Origin of the sequence: Azospirillum sp. B4 (assembly GCF_000333275.1) — a bacterium.
GTDB lineage: Bacteria > Pseudomonadota > Alphaproteobacteria > Azospirillales > Azospirillaceae > Nitrospirillum.
Map to the genome: position 1 here is coordinate 1 of NZ_BACU01000161.1, position 9,582 is coordinate 9,582.

Consider the following 9,582-nt stretch of genomic DNA (forward strand, 5'->3'; position numbering starts at 1 on the left):
CCATGCAGGCTTCTACCCGGGGGTCAGTAGGTGGTGCCGGCCATCATCTGCAGGTGCTCGACCACCGGCCCCAGCGCCACGGCGGGGAAGTAGGTCAGGCCACCAACGATCAGGATCACGCCCACCAGCAGGCTGACGAACAGCGGGCCGGTGGTGGGGAAGGTGCCGGCCGACGCGGGGATGGACTTCTTGGCGGCCAGGGCGCCGGCGATGGCCAGCGCCGGGATGATGATGAAGAAGCGGCCCACGAACATGGTCACGCCCAGGGTGATGTTGTACCAAAGCGTGTTGGCCGACAGGCCGCCGAAGGCGCTGCCGTTGTTCGCGGCGCCGGAGGAGAAGGCGTAGAAGATTTCCGAGAAGCCGTGCGGGCCGTTGTTGGCGACGCCGGCGACACCCGCCGGAATGGCGGAGGAGATGGCGCTGAACACCAGGATGACCAGCGGCATGGCCAGGATGGCCAGCACCGTCATCTTCACCTCCTTGGCCTCCAGCTTCTTGCCGATGTATTCCGGCGAGCGGCCCACCATCAGGCCCGCCACGAACATGGCGATGATGGCCATCAGCAGGATGCCGTAGAGGCCGGCGCCCACGCCGCCGACGATGACCTCGCCCAGCAGCATGTTGACCATGGGCACCATGCCGCCCAGGGGCATGAAGCTGTCGTGCCAGCCGTTGATGGCGCCGCAGGAGGCGTCGGTGGTGATGGTGGCGAACAGGGCGGTGTTGGCGATGCCGAAGCGCACCTCCTTGCCCTCCATGTTGCCGCCCGGCGACAGCGCGCTGACCGTCTGGTCCACCGGCAGGCCGGCCAGCAGCGGGTTGGCCTGGGCCTCGGCCCAATAGCAGACGCCGACGCCGACGATGAACAGGGCGCCCATGACGGCCAGGATGGCCCAGCCCTGGCGCTCATTGCCCACCATGCGGCCGAAGACGTTGGTCAGGCCGGCGCCGATGGCGAAAATGCTCAGCATCTGCACCAGGTTGACCAGGGCGTTGGGGTTCTCGAACGGGTGGGCGGAGTTGGCGTTGAAGAAGCCGCCACCGTTGGTGCCCAGCATCTTGATCGCCAGCTGCGAGGCCACGGGGCCTTGCGCGATCAGTTGCTTGGCGCCTTCCAGCGTGGTGGCCTCGGTATAGGCCGCGAGGTTCTGCGGCACGCCCTGCCAGACGAAGAACAGGGTCATGACCACGCAGGCGGGCAGCAGCACGTAGAGGGTGCAGCGGGTGAGATCCACCCAGAAATTGCCGATGGTGCGGGCACCCCGGCGGGAGAAGCCGCGCACCAGCGCCAGGGCCAGCGCGATGCCCGTGGCGGCGGACAGGAAGTTCTGCACCGTCAGGCCCGCCATCTGCACCAGATAGCCCATGGTGGTCTCCCCACCGTAGGACTGCCAGTTGGTGTTGGTGACGAAGCTGATGGCGGTGTTGAAGGACTGGTCCGGCGTCACCGCCCCCTGCCCCTGCGGATTGAAGGGCAGCAGCGCCTGCAGGCGCATCAGCGCGTACAGCACCAAAGCACCCATCATGTTGAACAGCAGCAGGGCGACCGCGTAGGTCAGCCAGTGCTGCTCCGTCGTCTCATCGACGCCGCAAAGGCGATAGATCGCGCGCTCCACCGGGCCCAGCGCCCGGCCGATCAGCGTGCGCTCACCGGAAAAGACACGGGTCATGAAGCCGCCGAGGGGCCGCGTCAGGACCAGGATGATCGCGGCGAACAGCGCGATCTGAAGAATGCCGTTGAAGGTCACGGGAAAAATCTCCGCATGCGCGACGGGCGCCCCAAAGCGCCCGTCTTCAGAACCGTTCGGGCCGGATCAGGACATAGACGAGGTAAAGGGTCAGGCCGACCGAGACGGCGGCGCCCAGGATCAGATCGACCATGGGCGCCTCACAGCCTCTCGCAGGCATAGGCGTAGGCCACGCCCAGCCCGAAAAGCCCCACCAGGAGGGCGACAAGGATGACGTCGAGCATGCGGTTGTTCCTCACGAACGAAGCCCGGAAGCCTTTCGTGACAGGCGCTTCCGGGCGGAATGGGTCGACGCTGAGGAAACCGCCGATGGCCATCAAAATTCGATGGCAAAGCCGGGGGGCGAAAATAAAAGGATTTTAATGGGAAGATGGGAGGTAACTACTAAACATGGTTATCGAATCGTGATGGACACGTCCGACGTGTCCATTAAGTGAGTGGGGGCTATGGGAGAGCCTAGCAAGTTGTTGTAAATATTGAAATCAACTTCTGGCACGGTTTGTGCATTCCAAAATATAACGGCAAACGCCGTTAACAGCATCAGACCTGCTGCACCAATGAAAAGGTCTATTCAGAATGGAGAAAAATTATGACTGACGTTGTCACGCCACTCCCCATTTTCAATCATAATCATAATATCACGATTGAAGTAATGACGATATTGGACGTTGGGCTTATTATTTCAAAGATCAAAAATAAGAAATTATCTTTAAGCCCACATCCTGAGAGCCCGACACCGATTGGACATTATACAAAGTATGATGGGATTAATATGGTCGCACATGACCCGTATGGATGGAATTATCTCAGGAACCAAGCGAATGAACCCCATCCTGGTCGGACAGATCCCGGTAGCATCGTGCTAAACGCAAAAGTTGGAGATACAGTATCTTTCCGCTCCATAAGCATCGATGGCAACTCACATTATGCAGCCTTTATCTATAACATCGTTGGTGGCGATCCGATCCTTGGGGAGGCACAGGTTAAGATCACCACCCTTGAAAACGCAGCATATCCAACTGCAAAAAATGGCTATCCTTTTGCGCACGGTCACGCTAGCTTCTCTAGCTGCGATGCTAAAGTTGTTAATCCGGGAAGAACTTGGAACTTCGACATATACGCAGCTTTGTTTCATTACGACAAGTCTACTGATGGACAAACCCTGGCAGGATACGTCAGTTGGGATCCGGTTGTTTTCGCGAGAGAGCTTCACAAGAACCCAGAGAATCAATAGAAAATAGAGTCTCTTCTATCTTCGCCAAAGCAAATGGGGCTGGCCGCAGGATGACCAAGAATCCTGCGGCCAGTTTCTATCTATCCGCCATCGCCATAGCTAAAACACCACCGCCAGCGCCATGATGGCCAGCGATAGCGCGACCAGCACGCCCCACAGCGGCAGCACGAAGCGCATCCAGGCGGCGTAGCTGACCCGCGCAGCCGCCAGGTAGGCCAGCAGCATGCCGGAGGTGGGCGTCACCATGTTGGTCAGGCCGTTGCCGAACAGGAAGGCCATGACGGTCAACTGGCCACTGACCCCGGACATCTGGGCGATGGGGGCCAGGATGGGCAGGCTGACCGCCGCTTTGCCGGAGGTGGAGGGGATCAGGACGTCCAGCGCCATCTCCACCCCCGTCAGGCTCTGCGCCACCAGCAGCGGCGACCGCTCATCCGCCACGCTGGCGAAGGCGTGGATGATGGTGTCCAGCACCAGGCCGTCCTTCAGCACGGTTTCCACGGCGCTGGCCAGGCCCACCAGGATGCCGGCCAGCATCATGCTTTTCATACCCTCGGTAAAGGCCTCCGCCGCCCGGGCGCCGGACAGGCCGCCCGCAGCCGAGATCAGAATGGCCAGCACGATGTAGAAGGCGCCCAATTCTCGGTTGCCCCAGCCCAATTCCAGGCCGCCATAGGGGATGACGGCCATGGCCAACGCCAGCAGCGACAGCACGCCGGCATGGCGGCGCGACAGGCGCCCGCCGGTCGGCGCCACCGCCGGCACCCTGTAGCCCACCCGGCGCAGATAGCGCATGACGTACAGCATGCCCAGGGCCATGAAGGCGAGGTAGACGGCCAGGCGCAGGCCCATCCCGCTGAAGGCCGGCACGCCGGCGATGGGCTGGGCGATCAGCAGCGCGACCGGGTTGGTGACCGAGGCGAGGTAGCCGATCTTGGCCGCCACCGTGACCACCGCCACGGCGAACAGCGGCGCCAGACCCAGCCGCTCCGCCAGCACCACCATCACCGGGATGACGACCAGGAATTCCGAGATCATGCCCAGGAAGGTGGCCCCGGCGGAGATGACGGCCATCAGGATGGGCACCAGCACATAGGCGTTGCCCCGCGCCACCTCCACCAGGCGGCTGACACCGGCGTCCAGCGCGCCCGAGGCCCGGAGGACGCCGAACATGCCGCCGGAGAACATGACCATGAAGATCAGGTTGGCCGTGGCGGCCATGCCGGCCGGGATGGACAGGGCGACGCCGGGGATGCTGGCGGGAAAGGCCTGCTGCGATCCGCTTTTGTGCGGCGTCAGCAGGGCGTCCAGGCCATAGGCCTTGGGCACGGTGTGGAAGGTGCCCGGCACCACCAGCTTGTCCGGCCCGCGCGCATACTCCCCCGACGGCACCAGATAGGTCAACGCCGCCGCCGCCAGGATGATGAACAGCATCATCATCACCGGATGCGGCATGCGTCCCTGGGAATGCCCGCCCGTCGCGGCGATGGTGCCCTGATCCTCTTGCGGGCGGCTGGACGCCACCTCTTGCGAAACCGCCATTTTCCTGTCCCCGGGTATTCCCTGTTACCCGGCACCTTACCCAAGCATTGCGGAATTACGAGCGATTATTTGAGTCCATAACCAACATGCATAGGATGTTCTGATAAATTCATAATATTGCGGCTTTCTGTCCTCGCCGTTTACCTAGGCCATGCACAGGGAGCATTGATCCCGGGAACCACAGGGGCGGGTCCCCTCATACCCGGGACGTCACGCGAAAAATCGGGGGATAGAAAAATGACAACAGCAGTTGGGTCCCGCTTCAGGAAGGCCGCCGGCACCAGCCTTCTCATGTCCACCGGCCTTCTCATGTCCACCAGCCTGCTGGCGCTGGCGGCCTGGTCCAATCCGGCCCAAGCGCAGCAGGCCGCCCCGCAGGCGTCGGCCCCGGGGTCGGCTCAGGCCTCGGCCATCGACGACCTGCAGGAAATCGTCGTCACCGGCACCCACATCAAGGGCCAGGACGCCCAGTCGGTCGGCAACATCCAGAGCCTGTCGATCGAGGACATCCAGGCGGCGGCGCCCCTGTCGGTGGGCGACCTGCTGCAGGCCCTGCCCTCGGTGGGTGTCAGCCTCAATTCCAACGGCACCCAGGGCACATCTTTCGGCGTCAGCTCCATCAACCTGCGCTACCTGGGCAGCGCCGAGGGCAGCGGCAACCGCACCCTGGTGCTGGTGGACGGCCACCGCTGGGTCAACGCCGTCGGCGGCCGCGGCTTCCGTGACTTCGTCGACCTCAACACCATTCCGGTGGGGCTGGTCGACACTATGGAGGTGCTGAAGGATGGCGCCTCCGCCATCTATGGCGCCGACGCCATCGCCGGCGTGGTCAACATCCACCTGGTGCGCGACTTCGAAGGCGTGCGGGCCAACGTGCAGTCCGGCATCTCTTCCAATGGCGACGGGCGCAGCGTCTCGGCCGACATGACGGCAGGGGTGAAGCTGGGCCGGGGCACGCTGCTGTTCTCCGCCGACCTGGTCGACATCCTGCCCATCTATACCCAGGACCGCGACCTGACGCGCGTCGCGCTGACCGCCCCCACGTCGCCGCCCATCAGCCCGCGCGGCCTGTACAACCTACCCGGCGTCTCCTCCTCCACCCTCACCCGCATCGCCGGCACGGACGGCACGTCCACGTCCAACTTCCGCGCGGCGGCCCTGCCCGGCGACTACTTCAACACCCTGGTCCAGGGCCGTGACGCGACCGGCCCCAGCACGCGCTACGGCACCTTCCTGCGCTACACCACGGACATCACCGACAGCGTCAGCGGCCATGTGGAGTTCCTGTACAATCACCGCCGCTCGGCGCAGCTCTATTCCCCCTTCCTGCTGGATGTGAACGGCGGCCAGGGCATCACCATGCCCGCCAACCAGGCCTACAACATCTTCGGCAAGGCCTTCACCGGGTCCAGCTTCCGGCTGCGCCGCTACCTGGATGACGTGGGCGACCGCCAGAACGTGCAGGAGGTGAACACCTGGCGGGCGGACGCCGGTCTTGAGGGCAAGGTCGACCTGTGGGGCACGTGGAACTGGGACGCCTTCGTCTCCTACTCCCGCAACGAGGCGACGTTCGACAGCGCCAACAACGTCGACTACGACCACCTGGCGCTGGCCCTGGGCTCCCCCACCCGCTGTGCCGCCGTGGCCGGCTGCGTGCCGCTCAACATCTTCGGCAAGATCACGCCGCAGATGGCCAACTGGATCCGCTACAACGCCCATGATGAGGACGGCGTGTCGCAGACCAGCGCGGAATTCAACGTCTCGCGCAGTCTGTTCAGCCTGCCGGCCGGCGATGTCATGGCGGCGGCGGGCGCGTCCTATCGCCGGGAATATGGCTACGACACGCCGGACGCGGTGGTGAACGCCACGCCCGTCTACGTGACGGGCCTGACCCGCACCTCCGCCGCCACCCGCAACCCCACCAGCGGTAGCTACGATACCAAGGAAGCCTACGCCGAATTCGACATCCCGGTGCTGCGCGACCTGCCCGCCATCTACAAGCTGGATGTGGACGGGGCGCTGCGCTATTCGAACTACAGCACCTATGGCGGCAACACGACCAAGAAGGCCGGCATCGCCTACCGCCCCGTGGCCGACCTGCTGTTCCGCGGCAGCTATTCCGAAGGATTCCGCGCGCCCTCCATCCTTGAGCTGGACCAGGGCGGCCGCAACACCTCCTTCCAGGCCGTCGACCCCTGCAACGGCGGCGGCAAGGGCCTCGCCGGCTGCGCCGGCGTGCCCACCAGCTACAGCCAGTACAACTACGGCAACGGCCTGATCAACGGCAGCACCGGCGGCAACCCCAACCTGAAGCCGGAAACCTCGCGCACCGACAGCGTCGGCCTTTCCTACACCCCGGCGTGGATCAGGGGCGCGTCCGCCACCGTCGACTATTTCGCCATCGAGGTGGACGACGCCATTTCCAGCCAGACCGCGCAGCAGATCCTGACCAGTTGCGCCAACACCGGCGGCAGCTCCTGCAGCCTGCTGCAGCGCGATCCCGCCACCGGCCAGGTGCTGAACGTGCTGCAGGCCGTCAGCAACTTCAGCAAGATCAAGGAGAAGGGTGTCGACATCTCGCTGGGCTACACCTTCGACAGCGGCTTTGGCATCGTCACCACCGGCGTCAACGCCTCCCGCCTGCTGCAGTTCGACAACTACATCCCCCAGCCGGACGGCAGCATCCTGCGGCAGGAGCTGGCCGGCCATTCCGACCAGCCGCGCGCGACATATCCCTACTGGAAGGGCCAGGCCTCCCTCCGCTGGAGCCAGGATGACGAGGGGCCATGGTCGGCCGGGTGGAAGGCGCGCTACATCGGCACCTCGCGCGATATCCCCAACAACGCCGTCAACGGCGGCCGCATCCCGGCCATCGTCTACCAGGACATCCAGCTGGGATACAATTTCAAGGAGCTGGACACCCGGGTCACCCTGGGTGTGGACAACGTCTTCAATGTCCAGCCGCCGGCTTCGGCCGCCAACAACCCCATCAACTTCGACATGTACACGTACGACGTGCGCGGCACGTACATGTACATGCGCCTGCAATTCCGGATGTGAGGTGGACGGCCGACCCCGGGGGCGGGCCGGTTCCGCCCCCCTTTCCCCAGAAAATGCAGACAAGGTGGCTTTGGCATGAACCGTATTCCTCCGGTCGAGGATGTGCACGTCGACAGGGACGTGCCCGTGACCATGCGCGACGGCGTGACCCTGATGGCGGATGTCTACCGCCCCGTGGTCGGCGGCGCCGTCTGGGACCGGCCCCTGCCCGTGCTGCTGGAGCGCACGCCCTATGACCGCAGCGGCCTGGTGCTGTCGGAGATCAGCGTGGCCGACCCGGCGCCCCGCACGCGTCAGCAGGTGGCCAGCACCTTCGCCCGCGCGGGCTATGTCGTCATGCTGCAGGACTGCCGCGGCCGCTACGGTTCCGAAGGGGTGTTCACCAAATACGTGAACGAGGCGGCGGACGGTGTCGACACCCTGGCCTGGATCGGTCGGCAACCGTGGTGCGACGGCCAGGTGGGGACCTACGGCCTGTCCTACTGCGCCCATGTGCAGATGGCGGCGGCCTGCCAGAACCCGCCCCACCTGGCCTGCATGGTGATGGATTCCGGGGGCTTCGCCGAGGCCTACCGTGCGGGCATCCGCCAGGGCGGGGCGTTCGAACTGAAGCAGCTGACCTGGGCCTATCGCCAGGCGCTGGTCTCACCGGCGGTGGAACAGGACCCCGCCCTGCGCGCCGCCATCGAGGCGGAGGACATCGCCGACTGGGTGAAGCGCTGGCCCTGGCGGGAGGGTCACTCCCCCCTCGCGGCCCTGCCGGAGTTCGAGGCCTACGTCCTGGAGCAGGCCCGCCATGGCGAGTTCGACGACTACTGGCGGCAGATGGGCCTGGGCGCCGCCCGACACTACGCCGCCATGGCGGACGTGCCCACCCTGCTGCTGTGCAGCTGGTACGACCCCTATGCCTCGTCCACGCTGGAAAACTATCAGGGGATGCGGGCGCGCAAGCACGGCCCCACCCACCTGATCATGGGGCCGTGGACCCACGGCCGCCGGTCGGAAAGCTTCGCCGGCGATGTGGATTTCGGTACCGCCGCCACCCTGGACGGCAGCCTGGCGCCCGACTACGACACGCTGCGCCTGCGCTGGTTCGACCGCTGGCTGAAGGGCGCCTGGGTGGCGGAGGACGCGCCGGTGCGCGTCTTCATCATGGGGGGCGGTTCCGGCGCGCGACGCCCCGCCGACGGCCGGCTGGACCATGGCGGCGCGTGGGTGGACGCGCCCCAATGGCCCCTGGCCGGCGTGACGCCGACAACCTACCATCTGCACGCCGACGGCCGGCTGGACCCGGCGGCACCGGCCGCCGGGCCGGCCAGCCTGGCCTATGAGTACGACCCGGCGCGCCCCGTGCCCACCCTGGGCGGGGCCACGGCGTCCGGCGCCCCGGTGATGGAGGCCGGGGCCTTCGACCAGGCGACCCTTCCCGGCAGCTACGCCGCCACGCCGCCGTTCGGTCCCCTGGCCGACCGCGATGACGTGCTGGTGTTCGAGACGGCGCCGCTGGCGCGCGACATCGTGCTGGCCGGCACGCCCGAGGCGGTGCTGCACGTCAGTTCCGACCGGCTGGACACCGACTTCACAGTGAAGCTGGTGGACGTGCACCCGCCCTCGGCCGATTATCCCCGGGGCTATGCCATGAACCTGGCCCACGGCATCCTGCGCACCCGGTATCGCCAGGGGTGGGAACGGCCGGTGATGATGGAGGCGGGGGAGATTTACGAACTGACCATCCCCTTCTTCCCCACCGCCAACCGCTTCAAGGCCGGCCACCGCATCCGGGTGGAGGTGTCCAGCAGCAACTTCCCCCACTTCGACGCCAACCTGCCTGACCGCCATGAACGATCGTGTAGACCAGTAACGTCGCACCCGCCGTAACGGTCACGGCACCCGGCAGATCAAAACTGCGCCTGGCATGCGACGGTCGATCGCCAGGTATCGCAACAAGGGCGCCCGCAGCCGTCAGGAGGCAAAGAGGAACGTCACCAGAAAACC

At 65.3% G+C, this 9,582-nt stretch carries 7 protein-coding genes; 3 read left to right on the forward strand and 4 right to left on the reverse strand.

Annotated features, from left to right (window positions below):
- Positions 1-23: 23 nt before the first annotated feature.
- The 3 genes from kdpA to I55_RS36900 are packed head-to-tail and all read right to left on the reverse strand — an operon-like array spanning position 24 to position 2,068.
- Positions 24-1,751 carry a potassium-transporting ATPase subunit KdpA gene (gene kdpA / locus I55_RS07480; protein WP_044559889.1) on the reverse strand — a complete coding sequence of 576 codons (1,728 nt, stop codon included), beginning with the start codon at positions 1,749-1,751 and terminating at the stop codon, positions 24-26.
- 46 nt (positions 1,752-1,797) lie between these two features.
- Complete coding sequence (kdpF, locus tag I55_RS33825) at positions 1,798-1,911, reverse strand: K(+)-transporting ATPase subunit F (protein ID WP_083900923.1); 114 nt, start codon at positions 1,909-1,911, stop codon at positions 1,798-1,800.
- Positions 1,892-2,068, reverse strand: a complete 177-nt coding sequence (locus tag I55_RS36900) for a hypothetical protein (RefSeq protein ID WP_159107135.1) — start codon at positions 2,066-2,068, stop codon at positions 1,892-1,894. The genes kdpF and I55_RS36900 overlap by 20 nt, the downstream gene beginning before the upstream one ends.
- 272 nt (positions 2,069-2,340) lie before the next feature.
- Between I55_RS36900 and I55_RS34215 the strand changes: the two genes are divergently transcribed.
- The gene (locus tag I55_RS34215) at positions 2,341-2,985 is read left to right on the forward strand and encodes an AidA/PixA family protein (RefSeq protein WP_148293617.1); all 645 of its coding nucleotides are present in this window, start codon (positions 2,341-2,343) and stop codon (positions 2,983-2,985) included.
- A gap of 99 nt (positions 2,986-3,084) precedes the next feature.
- Here the strand turns inward: I55_RS34215 and I55_RS07485 are convergent, their stop codons facing one another.
- Positions 3,085-4,527 (reverse strand): YfcC family protein, encoded by a 1,443-nt coding sequence (locus I55_RS07485; protein ID WP_049973922.1) that lies wholly within the window; start codon positions 4,525-4,527, stop codon positions 3,085-3,087.
- 237 nt (positions 4,528-4,764) lie between these two features.
- Between I55_RS07485 and I55_RS07490 the strand changes: the two genes are divergently transcribed.
- Both I55_RS07490 and I55_RS07495 read left to right on the forward strand, forming a co-directional pair.
- Positions 4,765-7,587 carry a TonB-dependent receptor domain-containing protein gene (locus I55_RS07490; protein ID WP_199902496.1) on the forward strand — a complete coding sequence of 941 codons (2,823 nt, stop codon included), beginning with the start codon at positions 4,765-4,767 and terminating at the stop codon, positions 7,585-7,587.
- Between the two features lie 75 nt (positions 7,588-7,662).
- The gene (locus I55_RS07495; RefSeq protein ID WP_044559891.1) at positions 7,663-9,465 is read left to right on the forward strand and encodes a CocE/NonD family hydrolase; all 1,803 of its coding nucleotides are present in this window, start codon (positions 7,663-7,665) and stop codon (positions 9,463-9,465) included.
- The last annotated feature ends 117 nt before the right edge of the window (positions 9,466-9,582 follow it).

What these genes read in the sequence shown, in the direction of transcription:
- I55_RS36900 (WP_159107135.1), bottom strand. Translation starts at nt 2,068, where the DNA reads ATGGCCATCGGCGGTTTCCTCAGCGTCGACCCATTCCGCCCGGAAGCG.
- I55_RS07495 (WP_044559891.1), top strand. Translation starts at nt 7,663, where the DNA reads ATGAACCGTATTCCTCCGGTCGAGGATGTGCACGTCGACAGGGACGTG.
- I55_RS34215 (WP_148293617.1), top strand. Translation starts at nt 2,341, where the DNA reads ATGACTGACGTTGTCACGCCACTCCCCATTTTCAATCATAATCATAAT.
- I55_RS07485 (WP_049973922.1), bottom strand. Translation starts at nt 4,527, where the DNA reads ATGGCGGTTTCGCAAGAGGTGGCGTCCAGCCGCCCGCAAGAGGATCAG.
- I55_RS07490 (WP_199902496.1), top strand. Translation starts at nt 4,765, where the DNA reads ATGACAACAGCAGTTGGGTCCCGCTTCAGGAAGGCCGCCGGCACCAGC.
- kdpF (WP_083900923.1), bottom strand. Translation starts at nt 1,911, where the DNA reads ATGCCTGCGAGAGGCTGTGAGGCGCCCATGGTCGATCTGATCCTGGGC.